This window comes from Kitasatospora sp. NPDC049285 (genome assembly GCF_040678815.1).
GTDB lineage: Bacteria > Actinomycetota > Actinomycetes > Streptomycetales > Streptomycetaceae > Kitasatospora.
On sequence record NZ_JBFAQR010000003.1, the window covers coordinates 220,405 to 240,346 of the forward strand.

A 19,942-nucleotide genomic window follows, 5' to 3' on the forward strand; every position below is an offset into this window, starting at 1 on the left:
GAAGACCCGCCCTGGGGCACCGGACGGAGCGCCGCGTCCCGCGAGGGGCGCGGGCTACCGGGCGTGGCAGTCGGCCAGGTGGTCGTTGACCAGTCCGCAGGCCTGCATCAGGGCGTAGGCCGTGGTCGGCCCGACGAAGCGGAACCCGTTCTTCTTCAGGTCCTTGGCCAGTGCCGTCGACTCCGGGGTCACCGCCGGCACGTCCGCGAGCGTCGCGGGTGCCGGACGGGCCGGGTCGCCCGCGTGGCGCCACACCAACTCGTCCAGCCCGACGCCGAGTTCGATCGCGGCCCGGGCGTTGGCGATGGTCGCCTCGATCTTCGCGCGGTTCCGGATGATCCCCGCGTCGCCGAGCAGCCGCTCGACGTCGGCCGGGCCGAACCGCGCCACCGCCTCGATCGAGAAGCCCGCGAACGCGGCCCGGAAGCCCTCCCGGCGGCGCAGGATCGTGATCCAGGAGAGGCCGGACTGGAAGGCCTCCAGCGAGATGCGTTCGAAGAGCGGCTGGTCCCCGTGCACCGGCCGGCCCCACTCGGTGTCGTGGTAGACCCGGTAGTCGTCCGTCGAGTCCCCCCACCCGCACCGTCGCAGCCCGTCGGCGCCGAGCACCGCGCCACTCACGTCCGGTCGCTCTTCTCGTCCTCGTCGGCCTCGGCCGCCGCCGGAGCGGGCGTGCCCGGCTTCTCGAGCACCGCGGTGAACGACTCCAGCCCGGGCAGCGGCTCGCCCCCGGCCACGCCGGACGCCTCGACGGAGCCGCGTACCGCGCCGACCGCCTCGAGTTCGGCGATCCGCTCGTCCCGGAGGGCGAGCTCGGCGCCGAGCCGGTCGAGGACGTCGTCCACCTCGTCCATCCGGTAGCCGCGCAGCGCCATCGGCAGGCGGAGCTCGTCGACGTCGGTGCGGCTGAGCGCACGGTCCTGCGGGAGACGGGCGGAGAGCCGGTCGTGTTCCGCCTCGGGGAGGGAACCGCCGCCACCCAACGCCACCAGCGCGGCGCCGCCGACGACCACGGCCATCGCAACCACGATCACCCAGAACACGAGCTGTCCTCCGTCAGTTCCCGGTCAGTTGCCGGTCGGCATCGGCCATGGGCGGGACCAAGGTGGGATCATGGTCCCCAGTAGGCCGGGGCCCATCATTGCACCCGGGGGCGCGGAGGAGGAGACACCGGTGGCACTACGCCTCGGCACGCGGGAGTTCGGTCCGGACGAACCGGTCATCATGGCCATCGTGAACCGCACTCCGGACTCCTTCTTCGACCAGGGTGCGACCTTCGCGGACGAGGCCGCGTTCGCCGCGGCGGACCGCGCGGTGGCCGAGGGCGCGGCGATCCTGGACATCGGCGGCGTGAAGGCCGGGCCCGGCGAGGAGGTCGGGGTGGAGGAGGAGCTGCGCCGCACCGTCCCGTTCGTGGCCGAGCTCCGCAAGCGCCACCCGGACGTGGTGATCAGCGTGGACACCTGGCGGCACGAGGTCGGCGAGGCGGTCTGCGAGGTCGGCGCGGACCTGCTGAACGACGCCTGGGGCGGCTGGGACCCGAAGCTGGCGGAGGTCGCGGGCCGGTACGGCGCGGGGCTGGTGTGCACGCACGCGGGCGGTGCGGAGCCGCGGACCCGTCCGCACCGGGTGGGGTACGAGGACGTGATGGCGGACATCCTGCGGGTGACCGTCGGGCTGGCCGAGCGGGCGCTGGAGCTGGGCGTGCGCCGGGACGGTCTGATCATCGACCCGGGCCACGACTTCGGGAAGAACACCCGGCACTCGCTGGAGGCCACCCGCCGGCTGCCGGAGATGACCGCGACCGGGTACCCGGTGCTGGTCTCGCTCTCCAACAAGGACTTCGTCGGCGAGACGCTGGACAAGCCGGTGCACGAGCGGCTGCTGGGCACCCTGGCGACCACCGCGGTCTCGGCCTGGCTGGGCGCGCAGGTCTACCGGGTGCACCAGGTGGCGGAGACCCGGCAGGTGCTCGACATGGTGGCGTCGATCCGCGGCACCCGTCCCCCGGCGGTGGCCCGCCGGGGGCTGGCGTAGCGGCCTGACGCCCGGTCGGCGGCGTTACGCGGGCGTGCCCTTGGGCGCGCGGCTGGCGTCCAGGATCTTCAGCACGTCGGCGATGTCGTCGGTGACGTGGAACAACTCCAGGTCCTGCGGGGCGGCCTTGCCCTGGGCGACCAGGGTGGACTTCAGCCACTCCACCAGGCCGCCCCAGTAGTCGGTGCCGAACAGGATCACCGGGAACCGGGTGACCTTCTTCGTCTGCACCAGGGTGAGCGCCTCGAACAGCTCGTCCAGCGTGCCGAGGCCGCCGGGGAGGACCACGAAGCCCTGCGCGTACTTCACGAACATCGTCTTGCGGACGAAGAAGTACCGGAAGTTCAGCCCGAGGTCGACGAACTCGTTCAGCCCCTGCTCGAACGGCAGCTCGATGCCGAGGCCGACGCTCAGGCCGCCCGCCTCGGAGGCGCCGCGGTTGGCGGCCTCCATCGCGCCGGGGCCGCCGCCGGTGATCACCGCGTAGCCGGCCTCGGCGAGGGCCCGGCCGATCGCCACGCCCGCGGCGTACTCCGGGGAGTCCACCGGGGTCCGGGCGGAGCCGAAGACGCTGACGGCGGACGGGAGTTCGGCCAGCGCGCCGAAGCCCTCGACGAACTCCGAGGTGATCCGCAGGACCCGCCACGGATCGGTGTGCAACCAGTCCGTGGGTCCCGTGGTGTCCAGCAGCCGCTGGTCGGTGGTGCTGGTCTCGACCTGGTCTCGGCGCAGCAGCACCGGGCCCTTGCGCTTCTCCGGCCACGGCTTCTTGCGCGCGGGCGCGGAGACTTCTTCCGGACCGTGTCCGTAGTACGGCTCATCTCCGTTGGCTGTCATGACGAAACCCTACGCCTGACGAGGCAACTTTCCGGGGAACACCGGGAAAAGCCGAAGCGGCCTATCGGGTCAGCCAGTCGCGCAGCCGCTTCTCGACGTCGGCGATCGCGCTGAGCGAGCAGTACTCGTCCCGCTTGTGCGCCAGGTTCGGGTCGCCGGGGCCGTAGTTGACCGCGGGGACGCCGAGCGCGGAGAACCGGGCCACGTCGGTCCAGCCGAACTTGGCCCGCGGTTCGCCGCCGACCGCGGCCAGGAAGGCCTGGGCGGCGGGCTGGGACAGGCCGGGCAGGGCGGCGGGCGAGACGTCGACCAGGTCGAGCTCGTAGCCGTCGAAGACCTCGTGCAGGTGGGCCTTCGCCTCCTCGACGCTGCGGTCGGGCGCGTAGCGGAAGTTGACGTGGATCCGGCACTCGTCGGGGATGACGTTGCCGGCCACGCCGCCCGCGATCCGGGTGGCGTTCAGGCCCTCGCGGTACTCCAGCCCGTCGATGACCACCCGGCGCGACTGGTACTCGGCGAGTCGGCGCAGCACGTCGGCGGCCTTGTGGATGGCGTTGTCGCCGAGCCAGCTGCGGGCGGCGTGGGCGCGGGTGCCGGTGAGCACGATGTCGGCGCGCAGGCTGCCCTGGCAGCCGCCCTCGACGACGGCGCCGCTGGGCTCCATCAGGACCGCGAAGTCGGCGGCGATCCAGTCGGGGTGGGTCTCGACCAGGCGGCCGAGGCCGTTGCGGTAGGCCTCGACCTCCTCGCAGTCGTAGAAGACGAAGGTGAGGTCCCGGTTGGGCTCGGTGACGGTGGCGGCGAGCCGCAGCTGCACGGCGACGCCGGACTTCATGTCGGAGGTGCCGCAGCCGTAGAGCAGGTCCCCCTCGACCCGGGAGGGCAGGTTGTCGGCGATCGGCACGGTGTCCAGGTGCCCGGCGAGCACCACCCGCTCGGCGCGGCCGAGCTGGGTCCGGGCCACCACGTTGTTGCCGAACCGGTCGACGGTGAGGTGCGGGTAGGCCCGGAGCGCGGCCTCGACCGCGTCGGCGAGGGCGGCCTCGTCGCCGCTGACGGAGGGGAAGTCGACGAGGCGGGCGGTCAGCGTGCCGCCGTCGAGGGTGAGGTCGAGGGGCTCGATCGGGCTGCTCATGGCGGTCACCTTATCGAGGCGCCGGACGCCCCCGGAGGCGGGCGCGCAACCGCGCGGACCCGTACGGCCGTCCGAGCGGTTACGGTGTCCGCGAACGGAGCGCGCCGGGCACAGGACGGTCGCGTCGCACGAGGGAGAGGGGCCACGGTGGCCGAGTACGCCGGTAACGACGGGAACGCCGCGGGCGGGGCGCGTCGGCGGCGGCCGTGGCGACGGGTGCTGGTCGGCGTGCTGGCGCTGGCCGTGGTCGGCGCCCTGGTGGTGTGGCTGAACCGGGACAAGATCTCGGTCCCCGACGAGCAGTGCAAGATCGCCACCGCCGCGGGCTCCGGGACGCTGGAGCTGCCGGCCGCGGCGAACGCGGCGACCATCACCGCGGTGGCGATGTCCCGCGGGCTGCCGGAGCGCGCGGTGACCATCGCGCTGGCCACCGCGATGCAGGAGTCGAAGCTGCGCAACCTGGAGGGCGGCGACCGGGACTCGGTGGGCCTGTTCCAGCAGCGCCCCTCGCAGGGCTGGGGCACGGTCGACCAGATCATGGACCCGGTGTACGCGACCAACAAGTTCCTGGACGCGCTGGTCAAGGTGAACGGCTACGCGCAGATGCCGCTGACCGACGCCGCCCAGCAGGTGCAGAAGAGCGGCTACCCGCAGGCGTACGCCAAGCACGAGAACGACGCGATGCTGGTGGCCTCGGTGCTGACGGGCCGTGAGCCGGGTGCGCTGGACTGCGTGGTGCACGCGCTGCCCGCCCCGGGGGCGTCGCCGTCCGGCGCGTCCGCCACGGCCTCGCCGGCCGGTGCGGCGCCACCCTCGGGGGTGTCGGAGCGGGTGCGCCGGGAGTTCGGCAAGGCGGTCGCGGTGGCGGCCGGCCCGAAGGCGGCGAAGGACCCGCGCGAGGTGCTGGCGCTCACCCCGCAGGCCACCGCGAGCACGGCGGGCGGCGGCGGCGCGAAGCAGACCGGCTGGGCGCTGGCGCACTGGTCGGTGGCCCGGGCGGCGGACCTGGGGATCGGCGCGGTGGCGTTCGACGGCAAGGTGTGGCGGATGGACCGGCCGCGCGACGGCTGGAAGCCGCTGGCGGGCGCGCCGTCCGACCGGGTGCTGGTGACGCTGGGCGCGCCGGCCTCGAAGTGAGGCCGCGCGCCGGTTCGCTCCGTTGACGCACTGGTGCACGGGTTACCGCCTGCCGGGTGATTCTCGTCAACCGGACCTGACGGCGCGGACCCTGGCGCGCCGGGTGGCGGGCGGCTCCCGGCGAGACCGCCGCAGCCCAGTCGCGGCAAGCGGAGTGACGGTTCTTCAGCGCTTCCCGACGGGTCGGAATATCCGGGTTGCCCGAAAAAGGATCGTCTGATCTTTGCCGACGCTTGACCTTGACCGGCCGAAACCTTCCAGGTGCTCTAGCGGTCATACACGTCGTCCGCGGGGCGGTCCGACCGCAAGTCAGGTCGTCTGCCCGGCGGGCCCGTAGACCTCACCTCTTAGGAGCACCATGTCCCTCCCCCTCTCGCGCCGGATCGCCCAGGCCGCGCTCGCCGTCGCCGCGACCGCGGCGCCGATGGCGCTCGCCGCGGGCACCGCCTCCGCCACCGAGGTGGTGCCGCAGACCGACCTGGGCGCCGGCGTGACCAAGCTGGCCGACGTGCCCAACTCGGGCGACGCGATGCAGGGAGCGACCCACGAGCTCGGCCAGATGGTCGGCACCACCGGTGCCGCGACCCTGGCGGCGGGCGGCCCGGCGGCCGGCGACGCGGCCGGCAACACCCTGGCGCACAGCCTGCCCTCCACCGACGACGCGCTCGGCAAGCTGGGCCCGGTCGGCAAGGCCGGCCGGCTCACCGACTCGCTCGGCACGGTCGCCGACCGGCTCGCCCCGGCGGTCGAGGAGAAGGTCGGCCCGGCCGTCACCGACAAGGTCATCCCGGCCACCCACAAGGCCAGCGCCAGCCCGCTCGGCACCGTCGCCAAGGGCCTGCCCGCCGACAAGCTCACCCAGGGCCTGCCGGCCGCCGACAAGCTCGGCCCGGTGACCGGCGCCGTCCAGTCGCTGCCGATCGCGGGCACCGTGGCCGGCCTGGCCGAGCACGACTCCGCCAACCGCCTCGGCGGGATGCCCTCGCTGGGCGGCGGCGGCCCGCTCGGCACCCTGACCGGCGCCCTCGGCCCGGTCGGCGGCCTGCTGGGCGGCGGTCTGCCGATCGGCGGCTGATCCCGCGCCGCACCGGAAAGGGGCGGAGCCACCAGGCTCCGCCCCTTCCACACACCCTGACGCGCCGTCAGCGCTTGAGCCGCTCCACCGCCGCGGCCACCCGCTCGTCGGTGGCGGTGAACGCCACCCGGACGAACCGGTCGCCGGCCGGGCCGTAGAAGTCGCCGGGGGCGACCAGGATGCCCAGCTCGGCGAGTTCCGCGACGGTCTCCCAGCACGGCCGGTCCTGGGTCGCCCACAGGTACAGGCTCGCCTCGGAGTGCTCGATCCGGAAGCCGTACGCCTCCAGCGCGGCCCGCAGCGCGGAGCGCCGCTGGGCGTACCGGGCCCGCTGCTCGGCGACGTGCGCGTCGTCGGCGAGCGCGGCCGCGGTGGCCGCCTGCACCGGCGCGGGCACGATCATGCCGCCGTGCTTGCGCACCTCGAGCAGCTCGCGGACCACCACCGGGTCACCGGCCGCGAAGGACGCCCGGTAGCCGGCCAGGTTGGACCGCTTGGAGAGCGAGTGGACGGCCAGCAGCCCCTCGTGCGAACCGCCGCACACCGCGGGGTTGAGCACCGACACCGGCTCGGCGTCCCAGCCGAGTTCGAGGTAGCACTCGTCGCTGACCAGCAGCACCCGGTGCGCCCGGGCCCACTCGACGGCGCGCCGCAGCTCGGCGGCGTCCAGCACCCGGCCGGTCGGGTTGGACGGGGAGTTCAGCCACAGCAGCCGGACCCTGGAGCCGTCCAGCTCGTCCACGTCGTCGTACGCGACCGGCTCGGCGCCGCAGAGCAGCGCCCCGACCTCGTAGGTGGGGTAGGCGAGCCGGGGGTAGGCGACCTGGTCGCCGGGGCCGAGGCCGAGCTGGCCGGGCAGCCAGGCCACCAGCTCCTTGGAGCCGACGGTCGGCAGGACCGCCTCGGGGCCGATCTCGGCGCCGCAGCGGCGGTTCAGCCAGCCGGCGACGGCGCCGCGCAGCTCCAGCGGGCCCCACACGGTCGGGTAGCCGGGCGTGTCGGTGTTCGCGGCCAGCGCCTGCCGGATCAGCTCGGGCACCGGGTCGACCGGGGTGCCGACGGAGAAGTCGCACAGCCCGTCCGGGTGGGCCTCGGCGGTGCGCTTGTACGGTTCGAGCTTGTCCCACGGGAAGACCGGCAGGCGGTCGGATACGCGGCGCGCCGCCCCCGGGTGGCCCGGGAACGGCGCGTACGTGCTGTCGTTGGTGCTCACAGCTTGGATGCCACCGATCAGTGCTCGGCGTTCTGGGGGGCCAGCGCGGCGATGAACGGGTGGTCCCGGTCGATCACGCCGAGCTTGGAGGCGCCGCCGGGGGAGCCGAGGTCGTCGAAGAACTCGACGTTGGCCTTGTAGTAGTCCTTCCACTCCTCCGGGACATCGTCCTCGTAGAAGATCGCCTCGACCGGGCAGACCGGCTCGCACGCACCGCAGTCGACGCACTCATCCGGGTGGATGTAGAGAGAGCGCTCGCCCTCGTAGATGCAGTCGACCGGGCACTCTTCGATGCACGCCTTGTCCTTGACGTCGACACAAGGCTGCGCGATGACGTAGGTCACGCTGTCGTTCCTCCTCGGAAGGGCTGCCGCCCTACTGTTTACTCGGTCGCGCGGTTCGCGCGGCGTCGTCGATGCCCGCCCCTAGTATCGCGGGTCGAGGACCGCAAATGCACAGGAGGTGCCGTTGATGGCGAGCGGAGTACCGGTGGAGTCCCGTCCGGAGGTCCGGATGGACCGCTCTGACGTGGGACGACGGGTTTCCGTCCGGCGTGTCGACGGCAAGCTGGAAGATCGGCCGGTGTTCCACGATGCGATCGGCGTGCTCACCTGTTGGGACGACACCGGGTTGACGGTGGAGGGTCGGGGCGGCCGAGTGGTGCAGTTCGCCGAGGAGTTGCTGGTGGCCGGGAAGCCGGTGCCGCCGTTCCCGGCCCGCCGGGTCGCACTGCCCGCCACCGACCCGGTCGAGCTGCAGCGGACGGCCGCCCGCGGCTGGCTCGCGATCGAGCAGGAGCCGCTCGGCGACTGGCTGCTGCGCGCCTCGGCCGGCTTCACCCGGCGGGCCAACTCGGTGCAGGCGCTGGGCGACCCCGGCCTGCCGCTGGACGCCGCGCTGGACCGGGTGCGCGCCTGGTACGCCGCCCGCGGCCTGCCCGCGTACGTCGAGCTGACCACTCCCGGCTCACCGCCCGAACTGGCGGCCGAACTCGACCGGCTGGGAGCCGCGTTGGCCCCCACCGCGGTACGCGTCGCCCCGCTCGGCGAGCCGGCCCGGGCGGCGGCCCCGGAGAGCTGGCGGCAGGTCCGCCTGGCCCGCACCGCCGGCCCCGAGTGGCTGGCGCTCTACCGCCGGGTCGACCCCGACGAGTCCGTCGAGGAGGCCGCCCGCCGGGTGATTCACGGCGGCCCCTCGGTCTGGTTCGCCCACGTTCCCGGCCCGGACGGCGCCCCGCTCGCCATCGGTCGGCTGGTGGTGGACGGCGCCTGGGCCGGGTTCGGCGCGGTCGAGGTGGTCCCCGCGGCCCGCCGCCGCGGCCTCGCCACCACCCTGATGGCGGTGCTGGCGTCCCGCGCCGCCGAGGAGGGCGCCACCGGCGGCTACCTCCAGGTCGAGGCCGACAACGCCGCCGCGATCGCCCTTTACGACCGCCTGGGCTTCACGACCAGTCACACTTACCACTACGCCCGCCTTCCCCAGCGGTAGCGTGCACCTCTTGAACTGAGCAACGACCGCTGCTGAACCGAAGGCCGCAGTGACCGAGCAGAGCCGAAACCGCTTCCGTACCGAGGCCCGGGCCGAACGCCCCGACCCGGTGCTGCTGTGCCTGCTCGCCTCCGCCGAGCACACCCTCGGCGACCAGGGCGAGGGCGCCGAACCACCCGACCTGGAAGCCCTGCTGACGGCCTGCCAGGCCGCGCTCGACCGGCACGCCGCCGCCATCCGCCAGGCCGTCGCCGAGCGCCGCCCGAGCGGCCCCGAGGAGACCGCCGCACTGCTGGCCGCGGTCCTCGGCGGGCGCGAGCGCTTCCACGGCCGGCAGTCCGACTACCGCCGCCTGGAGTCCTCGCTGCTCCCGGAGGTGCTGCGCCGCCGCCGCGGACTGCCCATCATGCTCGCGCTGGTCTGGTCCGCGGTCGCCGCCCGGGCCGGCCTCACCGTCCACGGCATCGCCCTGCCGGGCCACTTCATCGTCGCCGTCGGCGGCCCCGCGGGCGGCGAGGAGTACGTCCTCGCCGATCCCTTCCACGGCGGCCGCATCCTCGACGTCCCCGACCTCGAACGCCTGGTGGCCGCCTCCGGCCACCCCTACAGCCCCGAACTGCTCACCCCCGCGCAGCCCCTGGACATCGTGCTGCGCGTGCTCGGCAACATCCGCCGCTGGGCGGCCGACCGCCCCGAACACGCCCGCACCCAGCTCTGGGCCACCGAACTCGCCCTGCTGCTCCCCCGTCACCCGGCCCAACTCCGCCTGGAACGCGCCGAACTGCTGGTGAAGACCGGGGACTTCCTGGCCGGCGCCGCCGAGATGGAGTCCTACGCCCGGATCCTCGACGCCTTCGACCCGGACAGCGCCAGGAAGGTCCGCCACGAGGCCAAGGCCGCCCGCCACCGTCTCAACTAGCCGGCCACACCTACAGCCAGCCCTTCTCCCGGGCCACCCGCACCGCCTCGGCGCGGTTCCGCGCCGCGGTCTTCTGGATCGCCATCGACAGGTAGTTGCGCACCGTCCCCTCCGACAGGTGCAACCGCCGGGCGATCTCCGCGTTGACCGCGCCGTCCGCCGCCGCGGCCAGCACGTCCCGCTCCCGCCCGGTGAGCGGGTTGGCCCCCTCCGCCAGCGCCGCCGCGGCCAGCGTCGGGTCGATGACCCGCTCCCCGCGCAGCACCCGCCGGATCGCCTCCGCCAGCTCCGCGGCCGGCGCGTCCTTCACCAGGAAGGCGTCCGCCCCGGACTCCATCGCCCGCCGCAGGTAACCGGGCCGTCCGAAGGTGGTCGCGATCACCACCTTCGTCTCGGGCCGCACCCGGCGGATCTCGGCGCAGGCGTCGATCCCGGTCATCCCCGGCATCTCGATGTCGAGCACCGCGACGTCCACCTGATGCTCCGTCACCGCCGCCGCGACGGCGTCGCCGCGCGACACCTGCGCGACGACCTCCAGGTCGTCCTCGAGCGAGAGCAGCGCGGCGAGCGCCTCCCGCACCATTCCCTGGTCCTCGGCCAGCAGCACACGTACGGTCACGTCGGCAGCCTATTCCCCGCTCGGACCGGGGCGCAGCGGCACCAGGGCCCGCACCCGGAAGCCCTTGCCGCGGGCGGCGGGCCCGGCCTCCAGCCGGCCGCCGGTCTGCTCCAGGCGCTCGCGCAGACCGGAAAGCCCGTTGCCGGGGCCGGACTTGCCGGGGCCGGGGCCGTTGTCGGAGACGTCCAGCACCGCGTACCGCCCGCCGTCGTCCTCCCAGACCTCGTCGAGGTGGACGGTGCAGCGGGTGGCGCCGACGCCGTGCCGGACCACGTTGGTGACGGCCTCCCGCAGCGCCCAGGCCAGCGCGCCGGCCTCCTCGCCGCCGAGGCCGGGCCGCTCCGCGGTCAGCGCGGGGTCGGCCTCCAGTTCGACCTGACTGGCCGTCAGTGCGGTCCGGGCGGCGGCGAGTTCGACGGCCAGGGTGGGGCGGCGGAACCCGCTCACCGCCTCCCGTACGTCGGTGAGCGACTGCCGGGCCACCTGCTCGATGTCGGCGACCTGGGCCCGCGCCTCGGCGGCCTTCTCGGCGTCCATGAAGCGTCCGGCGAGCTCGCTCTTGATGGCGATCAGCGAGAGCGAGTGGCCGAGCAGGTCGTGCAGGTCGCGGGCGAGCCGCAGCCGTTCCTCGGAGGCGGCGAGGTGGGCCACCGCGGCGCGGGCCTCGCGCAGTTCGCGCATGGTGGCGACCAGCCGCTGCATGCCGGACATCGCGATGCCGGCCAGCAGGCAGGGCAGCCCGATGGCGATCAGGGTCGCGTTGTCGGTGCCGATCGCGGTGCCGAGCAGCACGCAGGCCACGGTGGTGCCGAGGACGCCGGCCAGCCCGGCGCGGCCGGGGAAGATGACGGCGGCGCAGACCGAGGTGTAGGTGAAGAGCGTCAGCCAGGACTCGCCGAGGCCGAGCGTGGTGGCGATCGCGATGGCGGCCATCACCGCGAACGGCGGGTAGCGCCGGGCCTGGTGGGCCCACGGCCCGTTGCGGATCACCACCAGCGAGAAGTACGAGCCGAGGAAGACCACCAGGGCGACGGCACCGGCCGCGGTGGCCGCGGGCGTGTGCTGACCGGTGGTCAGGTCCTGGACGGGGTACAGCAGGTAGAGCGCCCAGATCGAGGTCCAGGCGAGCTTGACCCACAGCTGGCGCCGGTCGTCGACGGGCGCGCCGGGGTAGGTGGTCCAACGGCCTTCCGGCCCGTCCTCCCGGGTGTGGTCGGGGTGGCGGGCCGGTCGGGAGGTCTGCATGCGGGCCATCATGCCTGCTGGGCGTCCTTGCGGTACAGGAAGGCCGCCGCGGCCGTGAAGAGGGCCAGGAAGGCGGCCAGTGCGGCGATCGAGAAGGTGCTGATGCCGTGGCCGGGGTGGATGAAGGCGGCGAGCTGGTTGTAGTCGTAGACCGGGTTGAACCGGGCGAACTTCTGCAGCGAGTCGCCGACCGGGAACCAGGTCCCGCCGAACAGCGCCATCAGCATGTAGACGATCATCACCACGGGCTGGACGGCGTCCGGCTGGGCGGCGTAGCCGAGGGCGACGCCGAGCGCGGCGAAGACGAAGCTGCCGAGCCACAGCGCGGCGCCGAGGCCGGCCCACTGCAGGGCGTCGAGCTTGACGCCCTCGATCGCGCCGATCGCGAAGACCACCGCGATCGCGGGCAGCGTGGTGACCGCGCAGGAGGCGATCTTGCCGACGGTGTAGGCCCGCCCGGGCAGTGCGGTGAGCCGCAGTTGGCGGGTCCAGCCGCTCTTGCGCTCCAGCGAGATCCGCTGCGCGGAGCCGGTGAGCACCGCGCCGACCGCGCCGAAGGTGGCCATCGAGACCATGAAGTAGGACTTGACGGAGACTCCGTCGGCGACCGTGCCCTGGCTGCCGTAGGCGCTGATGAAGAAGACGTACAGCAGCGCGGGGTAGAGCACGGTGAACAGCAGGTACCGCTTGTTGCGCAGGGTGCGCAGGATCTCCAGCTTGATCAGGGTGGTCATCGCGCGCTCTCCTCCACGTCGTGGTCCTGCTCGTCGTGCTCGTCCTGCTCCCCGGTGATGGTCAGGAAGGCCTGCTCCAGGCCGAGGCTGGTGACCTCCAGGCCGCGCGGGTAGAGGCCCGCCTTGTAGAGGGCGGCGACACCGGCGTCCGCGTCGGTCGAGCGGATCCGGACGGTGCGGACGCCGTCGGCGCGGGCGCTGACGTCCAGTCCGACGGTGCCGGGCAGGGCGCGCAGCACCGCCTCGTCGAAGGCACCGCCGTCGGAGGGGTGCAGTTCGAAGCCGATCCGGCGGGCGCCGGCCCGGGCCTTGATCTCGGCGGAGGAGCCGTCGGCGATCAGGCGGCCCTTGTGCAGGACCAGCACCCGGTCGGCGATGGAGTCGGCCTCCTCCAGGTAGTGGGTGGCGAACAGCACGGTGCGTCCGGCGTCGGCCTGGGCGCGCATCGCGGCCCAGAACTGGCGGCGGACCGAGACGTCCATGCCGGTGGTGGGCTCGTCCAGGACGATCAGGTCGTTGGCGCCGGCGATGGCGAGCGCGAACCGGACCCGCTGCTCCTGGCCGCCGGAGAGCTTGTCGACCCGGCGGTCGGCGATCTCGGTGATCCCGGCGGACTCCAGCACCTCCGCGGGCCGGTGGCCCTTGGGGTGGACGGCGCAGGCCAGCGCGACGAGTTCGCGGACCCTGACGTCGCTCATCAGGCCGCCGCTCTGCAGCATGGCGCCGACCCGGCCGCCGGTGATCGCCTCGCGCGGGGCGCCGCCGAACAGTTCGACGGTGCCGCTGTCCGGCTCCCGCAGGCCCAGCAGCAGGTCCAGGCTGCTGGACTTGCCCGCGCCGTTGGGGCCGAGCAGCGCCACGGTCTCGCCCGGTCGCAGCACCAGGTCGAGCCCGCTCACCGCCTTCACCCGGCCGTAGCTCTTGCTGACGTTCCGGAAGGCCGCGACCTCCCCCGTTCCCGTACCCATCTCGCCTCGTCCTCTCGGTGCCGTGTTCTCTCCGACACCTCAAGACTCCCGGGAACGGGGGTGGCCGCGGCAGTGTGCGCCGTCGTGGGCTCCGCATGACAGATGTCACGGGAGCGGCCGTCACGCGATGCCGAGGGCGTCCTTCAGGAAGCGCACCTGGAGCACCAGCAGGTTCTCCGCGACCTGCTCCTGCGGGGTCATGTGGGTCACCCCGGAGAGCGGCAGCACGGTGTGCGGGCGGCCGGCGGCGAGCAGCGCGGTGGACAGCCGCAGGCTGTGCGCGGCCACCACGTTGTCGTCGGCGAGGCCGTGCACGATCATCATCGGCCGGCGCAGCGTGGGCGCCAGCTCGACCACCGAATTGGCCCGGTACACCTCGGCGTTCGCCTCCGGGTCGCCGTGGTAGCGCTCGGTGTAGTGGGTGTCGTAGAGCTCGTGCTCGGTGACCGGCGCGCCGACGACGGCGGCGTGGAAGACCTCCGGTTCGCGCAGCACGGCGTGCGCGGCCAGGTAGCCGCCGTAGGACCAGCCGCGGATGCCGACCCGGGTGAGGTCGAGCGGGAAATCGGCGGCCAGCGCCCGCAGCGCGTCGACCTGGTCGGCGACGCAGACCTCCGCCGTCCGGTCCTTGATCGACTTCTCCCAGCCGGGGCTGTGCCCGGGGGTGCCGCGCCCGTCCGCGACGATCACCGCGAAGCCCTGGTCGGCGAACCACTGCGAGGTCAGGTGCGGGTTGTGCGCCTGCACCACCCGCTGCCCGTGCGGCCCGCCGTACGGGTCCATCAGCACCGGCAGCTCCCCGTCGACGTCCGGGTCGTACCCGGTGGGCAGCAGCACCGCGCACGGAATCCGCCGCTCCCCCGCGAACCGGAACACCGGACGGGCCGTCAGCAGCGGCGTCTCGGCGTACGAGGCGATCACCAGCGGCTCGTCGGCGCCGCGCAGCACGGTCGCGGTGCTGCCGGGCCGCCGGGGCGTCGCGGTGGTGAGGACGGTGACGCCGCCGCCGCGGACCGCGCCGAGCGCGCCGTCGCCGAGCTCGCGGAGGCCGTCCGGGCCGGCCTCGAAGACGCCCAGCCAGCCGGGCGGCCGCACCTCGAACTCGGCGGCCCCGGCGGAGGCGGTGAACAGCACCCGCTCGCCGTCCAGGCCCAGCACCGAACGCACGTGCAGCGCCGCGTCGGTGACGGGCCGTTCGCCGACCAGCAGCACCCGGGCGCCGTCCCGGTCGGCGATCCGCACCAGCTCCCCGTCGGCCCGCCGGGCCGGCACCCCGGCGAACAGCTCCAGCCAGTCCGGGTCCCGCTCGGTGACCAGCACGCTGGTCGCACCGGTCGCCACCTCGACCTCCAGCAGCAGCTGTTCGCGCTGGTCGCGGGCCTGCACCTGGAGCACCGGCGGCCCGCCCGCCGACCAGTGCACCCGCGCCAGGTACGGGTACGCGGCGCGGTCCCAGCGGATCTCGGTGCGGGCGCCGTCCAGGCCGAGCAGCCACAGCCCGACCTCGGCGTTGGGCGTCCCCGCCGCCGGGTAGGCGACCTGCGTCGGCGGCCGGTCCGGGTTGGCGGGGTCGGCGATCCACCAGCGGCGCACCGGCCGGTCGTCCACCCGCGCGGCGAGCAGCGCGGAGCCGTCCGGCGCCCACCAGTACCCGCGGTCGCGCCCCATCTCCTCCTGCGCGATGAACTCGGCCTGTCCCCAGGCGATCCCGTCCTCCTCCGGCCCCGCCAGCAGCCGGTCCCCGCTGCCGTCGAGCGCGGTCACCCGCAGCTCGCCGCCCGCGGTGGCGTACGCCGCCAGCCGGCCGTCCGGGCTCGGCCGCGGGTCCAGCAGCGGCCCGGCGGCGGGCAGTTCGCGGGCCTTCCCGGTCGTGGTGTCGACGGCGAACAGCCGCCCGGAGAGCGCGAGGACGGCCTGCTCCCCGGCCGCGTCAAGCGCGTACCCGACGATCCCGGCCGAGGTCTCCCGGCTGCGCTCCCGGCGGGCCCGCTCGGCCGCGGACAGCTCCTCGGCCCCGCCGCCGAGCAGCACCGCCGGATCGGCCAGCACCCGCTCGGCCCCGCTCGCGACGTCCAGGCTCCACAGCAGGTTGGCCCGCTCCCTCCCCCCTCGGGAGCGGAGGAACAGCACCCGCGCCCCGTCGGGCGTGACGCTGAACGACCGGGGCGCGCCCACGGTGTACCGCTGGGTGCGCGCGTACTGCCGGGGAAAGGTGTCGTGCGACTTCTCGGTGGTCATGCCGCCGACCCTAAGCGCCGACCCGGCCGCGGCCCCGGACATTTCGTGATCACTCGTTCGGCGCAGCCTCCACCAACAGTCGCGCACGGTCGTTCGGACCGGCCCTGACCGGCCCCGCTGTCCTCCCGCACGCCCCCGCGACACCCCGGGCGACCTCACGGAACGTCATTCCGCCGTCACTCATCGGGTATCAGTTGGAGCATCGTTCCGCCCGCTGCCCCGCCCCGGGGCAGCGCACCCGAGGAAGGGTGTGAGCCGTCATGGCTTTGTCCGTCTCCGCCGCTGTTCTGATGCTGGTCGTGGTCTGGGTGCTGGTCCGGCGTTCCGGTCTGAAGCTGAGTCACGCCCTGGTCTGCGCGCTGCTCGGCTTCTACCTGGCGTCCACCTCCATCGCCCCGTCGATCCAGCAGGTGACGGCCAACCTGGCCGGCATGATCAACGGACTGAAGCTCTGAGACCGCGCCGCACTTGGCTAGGCTGCGGGGCATGACCACCGAGACCGACCCGCGCGGCCTGCTGCTGGTGCACGCCCATCCCGACGACGAGTCGATCGGCAACGGCGCCACCATGGCCCGCTACGCCGCCGAGGGTGTCCGCGTCACGCTGGTGACCTGCACCCTCGGCGAGGGCGGTGAGGTGATCCCGCCCGAGCTGGCCCGCCTGACGCAGGACCGGGAGGACGCCCTCGGCGCCCACCGGGTCGGCGAACTCGCCGCCGCGATGCGCGAGCTGGGCGTCACCGACCACCGCTTCCTGGGCGGCGAGGGCCGCTACCGGGACTCCGGGATGATGGGCGTCCCGGACAACGACCACCCCGACTGCTTCTGGCGGGCCGACCTCGACGAGGCGGCCGGCCACCTGGTCGCGGTCGTCCGCGAGGTCCGCCCGCAGGTGCTGGTCACCTACGACGAGCAGGGCGGCTACGGCCACCCCGACCACATCCAGGCGCACCGGGTGGCGCTGCGCGCCTTCGAGCTCGCCGCCGATCCGGCCTTCCGCCCCGAACTGGGCGCGCCCTGGCGGATCGCCAAGGTCTACTACAACCGGATGCCCCGCTCGGTGATCGAGGCCGCGCTGCGCGAGACCGCCGCCAAGGCCCCGTTCCCCGGCACCGCCGCCGTCACCGACGTGCCCGGCGTGGTGGACGACCTGCTGGTCACCACGGTGCTGGACGGTGCGGCGCACGCCGGGGCGAAGGCCGCGGCGATGCGGGCGCACGCCACCCAGATCACCGTCGACGGCGACTTCTTCGCGCTCAGCAACGACCTGGGGCAGCCGCTGCTCGCCACCGAGTACTACGAGCTGGTCCGCGGCGCGCTGGGCGCGGGCGGGCCGGAGACCGATCTGTTCGCCGGGGTGGCCTCGTGAGGATCCTTCAGCCGTTCTTCGGCTCCCGCGACGAGCGCCTGGCCGAGCCGCTGCCGCCGCGCGGCCTGCGGATCACCGCGTACGTGGTGCTCTTCCTGCTGGGCGCCGCGGTGTCCGTGTGCGGAGCTTTCGTGCAGAGTCTGTGGCCCCCGCTCGGGCTGCTGGTCTCGCTGGCCGCGACCGCGGGGGTGTTCTACGGCGGGCTGCGGGCCACCGGCACCAAGCTCGGCGCGGGCGCCCCGCTGGCCGGCTGGTTCCTGGTGCTGGCCGTGCTGCTGGCGCCCCGTCCGGAGGGCGACCTGGTGCTGGCCGCCACCGCCTCCGCCTACCTGTACCTCTTCCTCGGCGCGGTCTCGGGCGTGGTCTGCGCGACCCTGCCGACCCGGTCCGGTTTCCTGTTCGGCGCACCGCCCGCCGCCTGACCGGGGACCGGTCCCGACGGGGCGTCAGGAGTGGCCGGAAGTAGCCGCATAGCGGGGGGATTCGGACCAAAGGGATCTCCCGGTCGCCGGACGGGCCGAATTGCTTGTCGGTATGGTGGTGCCGCGGCGGCAACCCCACTGTGCGCGCGAGCCGGGCCGGAGGGTACCTTCGGCACCACTCGCGTGGCGGGGGCGATCGCCGCAGCCGACATGTGAACAAGCTGATGTCCCCGGGGCCGGTCGGCCCGTCGCAACGCCGCCTCGCCGTCGTTCGGCGGTGACCCGCCCCATACGCAGCGGACGGCCCCGCCGGCCCGGCCGCGAACCCGGAGCAGAGCAGCATTGAGCAGCCGCGAATCTGACAGCGCCAACCCGCAGCCCCGTCGCAGCGGGCCCGACGCCTACCCGTCCGGCACCCCGCCGTACGGCACCGGCCTGCCCGGCGGTCTGGGTGCGGACCCGGCGGCCGGACGGACCGCCCCCGGCCCGCGGGCCGGGGAGTCCGAGGTGCCGAAGACCGAGACCACGCTGACCACCCGGGTGCGGATCAACATCCCCGGCTCGCGGCCGATCCCGCCGGTCGTGGTGCGCAGCCAGGTGAAGGACGACAAGCCGGCCGAGCCGGCCGGTCCGCGCCACCGCGGCGGGGCCGGCGACCCGGTGCTCGGCGTGATGGACTCCGGCGCCCGCACCGCCACGCCGCCGAACCTGCCGCCGGAGTGGCAGGAGCCGGCGCCCGGCGGGAAGCCCGCCGAGTCGGACTCCACCGGCGAGTGGTTCAAGCCGCGCCAGAAGGGCCGTCAGGAGCCCGCTCCGGCCGCTGCGGCGCCCGCCCCGCCCGGGCCCGCCGCCGCTGCCCGGGAGGCCGCGCCGCGGCCCTCCGGCGCCCCCGCCTCGCCGTTCGCGCCGCCGGCCGAACCGGCCGCCTCGCGGACCGGCCAGACTCCGCTGCCCGCGCAGCCGGACGACCCGTTCCGCGCCGCCGCCTCCGCCGACCCGTTCGCGGCCGGCCCGCAGGGCGCGCCGCAGCCGGACCCGTTCGCCCAGGCGGACCCGTTCGGCGGCCCGGCCGACTCCGGCCGCACCGACGGCCGCGGGCTGCCGACCCGTCAGGGCGGCCGTCCGGACGCGACCCGTCAGGGCGGCCGTCCGGACCCCGCCGCGCGCGGACCGGTCGACCCGTTCTCCACCGCCCCGGCGGGGCGCGGCGGCGCCGCGCCGAAGGCCCCGTTCCCCGGCGGCCAGGAGCCGGAGGACACCCAGATCGGCGGCTTCGACCCGATCACCGGCGAGGAGCGCGAGCCGAACGGCGGCATACCGGACCCGCCGACCACCCAGCTCTTCCTGAACGCCTCGGGCCCGGGCGGCGCGGCCCCCGCCGCCGACCCCTTCGCCCAGGAGCGCCCCCGCCCGGCGGCGCCCGGCGGCGGCCGGTTCGCCGACGTCCCCGAGGCCCAGCCGTTCCCCGGCGGCTCCCGCGCCGCCACCCCCAAGCGCCCGGACGCCCCGGTGCCGCCGCCGGAGTCGGACGACGACGACGCGGACGAGCCGAAGAAGCGCGGCCGGGCCCGCAAGCTGGCGGTGACCGCGTTCGGCGCCCTGGTGTTCGCGGGCGCCGCGGCGTACGGCGCCGGCCTGATGATGAATCAGTCGGACATCCCCAAGGGCACCACGGTGCTGGGCACCGCCATCGGCGGGGACAGCCGCGACCAGGCGGTGACCGCGCTGGACGGCACGGTCGGCAAGGCCGGGCAGCAGCCGCTGAAGCTGAAGATCGGCGACCAGTCGGTCGCCCTCGACCCGGCCAGCGCGGGCCTGTCCTTCGACACCACCGCCACGGTCGACTCGCTGACCAAGCACAGCTACAACCCGGTCGAGGTGGTCGGCGCGCTGACCGGCACCGGCAAGGCGGTCGCCCCGCAGGTGCGGGTCGACAAGTCGAAGCTGCGCGCGGCGCTCGACGACCTGGCGGGCAAGTCCGGGCAGGGCCTGCAGGAGGGCTTCGTCCGGTTCACCGACGCGGGCACCACCGAGGTCGTCCCCGGCAAGGCCGGCCAGGCGCTGGACTCGGCGGCCGCCGCCGACCAGGTCGAGCAGGCGTACCGGGACCGGGCGGCCGGCAAGCCGGACGCGGAGCTGGCGCTCAACCTCACCGCCGCGCAGCCGAAGGTCGGCCAGGACGTGCTGCAGGCCGCCGCGGACTCGCTCGGCAAGCAGGTGCTGAACGGCAACATCACCGTGGTGTCCGGCACCAAGCAGTTCCTGTTCGGCAAGGGCACCGCCGCGAAGGCGCTGGTGCTGGCCCCGGACGCCTCCGGCCAGGTCGTGCTGAAGTGGGACCTCGCCAAGCTGGACGCGGCGATCGGCACCACCTTCGACAAGCTGAAGTTCACCAAGAACGGGCAGCAGTCGCCGATCACCGCGCAGGACGTGGCGGACGGCATCGGCCAGGTGATCGGCAAGAGCGGCAAGGACCGGACGTACAAGTTCCCGGCCTGACCCGCCCC

Annotated in this window: 20 protein-coding genes; 9 read left to right on the forward strand and 11 right to left on the reverse strand. The window is 74.4% G+C overall.

Annotated elements, in window-relative coordinates; all coding sequences use genetic code 11:
• Positions 1 to 54: 54 nt before the first annotated feature.
• Positions 55 to 621 (reverse strand): DNA-3-methyladenine glycosylase I, encoded by a 567-nt coding sequence (locus tag AB0K51_RS04000; RefSeq protein ID WP_363450203.1) that lies wholly within the window; start codon positions 619 to 621, stop codon positions 55 to 57.
• On the reverse strand, positions 618 to 1,043 hold the full coding sequence (locus AB0K51_RS04005) for a DivIVA domain-containing protein (protein WP_363450205.1): 426 nt from the start codon (positions 1,041 to 1,043) through the stop codon (positions 618 to 620). The genes AB0K51_RS04000 and AB0K51_RS04005 overlap by 4 nt, the downstream gene beginning before the upstream one ends.
• 181 nt (positions 1,044 to 1,224) lie before the next feature.
• On the opposite strand from AB0K51_RS04005, the gene folP reads away from it, so the two are divergent.
• Positions 1,225 to 2,037, forward strand: coding sequence for a dihydropteroate synthase (gene folP, locus AB0K51_RS04010; RefSeq protein ID WP_363450286.1), 813 nt, complete (start codon positions 1,225 to 1,227; stop codon positions 2,035 to 2,037).
• 24 nt (positions 2,038 to 2,061) lie between these two features.
• On the opposite strand, the gene AB0K51_RS04015 is transcribed toward folP, so the two are convergent.
• Together AB0K51_RS04015 and dapE are read right to left on the reverse strand one after the other, a co-directional pair.
• A complete protein-coding gene (locus AB0K51_RS04015; protein WP_363450207.1) occupies positions 2,062 to 2,874 on the reverse strand; it encodes a TIGR00730 family Rossman fold protein in 813 nt (270 codons plus the stop codon).
• 61 nt (positions 2,875 to 2,935) lie between these two features.
• Positions 2,936 to 4,009, reverse strand: coding sequence for a succinyl-diaminopimelate desuccinylase (dapE, locus tag AB0K51_RS04020; protein ID WP_363450209.1), 1,074 nt, complete (start codon positions 4,007 to 4,009; stop codon positions 2,936 to 2,938).
• Between the two features lie 147 nt (positions 4,010 to 4,156).
• Here dapE and AB0K51_RS04025 point away from each other — a divergent pair, with 147 nt between their 5' ends.
• Positions 4,157 to 5,146, forward strand: a complete 990-nt coding sequence (locus tag AB0K51_RS04025) for a hypothetical protein (protein WP_363450211.1) — start codon at positions 4,157 to 4,159, stop codon at positions 5,144 to 5,146.
• Positions 5,147 to 5,504: 358 nt separating this feature from the next.
• Positions 5,505 to 6,221 (forward strand): hypothetical protein, encoded by a 717-nt coding sequence (locus AB0K51_RS04030; protein ID WP_363450214.1) that lies wholly within the window; start codon positions 5,505 to 5,507, stop codon positions 6,219 to 6,221.
• Between the two features lie 67 nt (positions 6,222 to 6,288).
• Here the strand turns inward: AB0K51_RS04030 and dapC are convergent, their stop codons facing one another.
• Positions 6,289 to 7,434 carry a succinyldiaminopimelate transaminase gene (gene dapC, locus AB0K51_RS04035; protein ID WP_363450217.1) on the reverse strand — a complete coding sequence of 382 codons (1,146 nt, stop codon included), beginning with the start codon at positions 7,432 to 7,434 and terminating at the stop codon, positions 6,289 to 6,291.
• 17 nt (positions 7,435 to 7,451) lie between these two features.
• Positions 7,452 to 7,778 (reverse strand): ferredoxin, encoded by a 327-nt coding sequence (fdxA, locus tag AB0K51_RS04040; RefSeq protein WP_363450219.1) that lies wholly within the window; start codon positions 7,776 to 7,778, stop codon positions 7,452 to 7,454.
• A gap of 238 nt (positions 7,779 to 8,016) precedes the next feature.
• On the opposite strand from fdxA, the gene AB0K51_RS04045 reads away from it, so the two are divergent.
• The gene (locus tag AB0K51_RS04045; RefSeq protein WP_363450221.1) at positions 8,017 to 8,922 is read left to right on the forward strand and encodes a GNAT family N-acetyltransferase; all 906 of its coding nucleotides are present in this window, start codon (positions 8,017 to 8,019) and stop codon (positions 8,920 to 8,922) included.
• Positions 8,923 to 8,971: 49 nt separating this feature from the next.
• Positions 8,972 to 9,841 (forward strand): transglutaminase-like domain-containing protein, encoded by an 870-nt coding sequence (locus tag AB0K51_RS04050; protein WP_363450223.1) that lies wholly within the window; start codon positions 8,972 to 8,974, stop codon positions 9,839 to 9,841.
• A 10-nt stretch (positions 9,842 to 9,851) separates the two neighbouring features.
• Here AB0K51_RS04050 and AB0K51_RS04055 read toward each other — a convergent pair whose 3' ends face one another.
• From AB0K51_RS04055 to AB0K51_RS04075, 5 genes are all read right to left on the reverse strand, one after another.
• On the reverse strand, positions 9,852 to 10,460 hold the full coding sequence (locus tag AB0K51_RS04055; RefSeq protein ID WP_363450225.1) for a response regulator transcription factor: 609 nt from the start codon (positions 10,458 to 10,460) through the stop codon (positions 9,852 to 9,854).
• 9 nt (positions 10,461 to 10,469) lie between these two features.
• Positions 10,470 to 11,705 (reverse strand): histidine kinase, encoded by a 1,236-nt coding sequence (locus tag AB0K51_RS04060; protein WP_363450227.1) that lies wholly within the window; start codon positions 11,703 to 11,705, stop codon positions 10,470 to 10,472.
• 8 nt (positions 11,706 to 11,713) lie between these two features.
• Positions 11,714 to 12,439 (reverse strand): ABC transporter permease, encoded by a 726-nt coding sequence (locus tag AB0K51_RS04065; RefSeq protein WP_363450229.1) that lies wholly within the window; start codon positions 12,437 to 12,439, stop codon positions 11,714 to 11,716.
• The gene (locus tag AB0K51_RS04070; protein ID WP_363450231.1) at positions 12,436 to 13,407 is read right to left on the reverse strand and encodes an ABC transporter ATP-binding protein; all 972 of its coding nucleotides are present in this window, start codon (positions 13,405 to 13,407) and stop codon (positions 12,436 to 12,438) included. Before AB0K51_RS04070 ends, AB0K51_RS04065 begins: the two co-directional genes overlap by 4 nt.
• A gap of 120 nt (positions 13,408 to 13,527) precedes the next feature.
• Positions 13,528 to 15,645 (reverse strand): prolyl oligopeptidase family serine peptidase, encoded by a 2,118-nt coding sequence (locus tag AB0K51_RS04075; RefSeq protein ID WP_363450233.1) that lies wholly within the window; start codon positions 15,643 to 15,645, stop codon positions 13,528 to 13,530.
• Positions 15,646 to 15,905: 260 nt separating this feature from the next.
• Here AB0K51_RS04075 and AB0K51_RS04080 point away from each other — a divergent pair, with 260 nt between their 5' ends.
• The 4 genes from AB0K51_RS04080 (at position 15,906) to AB0K51_RS04095 (ending at position 19,934) form a co-directional block, all read left to right on the forward strand.
• Positions 15,906 to 16,100: a DUF2304 domain-containing protein gene (locus AB0K51_RS04080; RefSeq protein WP_363450235.1), complete on the forward strand. Its 195-nt coding sequence runs from the start codon at positions 15,906 to 15,908 to the stop codon at positions 16,098 to 16,100.
• A 31-nt stretch (positions 16,101 to 16,131) separates the two neighbouring features.
• Positions 16,132 to 17,013 (forward strand): N-acetyl-1-D-myo-inositol-2-amino-2-deoxy-alpha-D-glucopyranoside deacetylase, encoded by an 882-nt coding sequence (gene mshB / locus AB0K51_RS04085; protein WP_363450237.1) that lies wholly within the window; start codon positions 16,132 to 16,134, stop codon positions 17,011 to 17,013.
• Positions 17,010 to 17,435, forward strand: coding sequence for a DUF6113 family protein (locus tag AB0K51_RS04090; RefSeq protein ID WP_363450239.1), 426 nt, complete (start codon positions 17,010 to 17,012; stop codon positions 17,433 to 17,435). Before mshB ends, AB0K51_RS04090 begins: the two co-directional genes overlap by 4 nt.
• A 342-nt stretch (positions 17,436 to 17,777) precedes the next feature.
• Positions 17,778 to 19,934 carry a peptidoglycan binding domain-containing protein gene (locus AB0K51_RS04095; protein ID WP_363450240.1) on the forward strand — a complete coding sequence of 719 codons (2,157 nt, stop codon included), beginning with the start codon at positions 17,778 to 17,780 and terminating at the stop codon, positions 19,932 to 19,934.
• Positions 19,935 to 19,942: the final 8 nt, after the last annotated feature.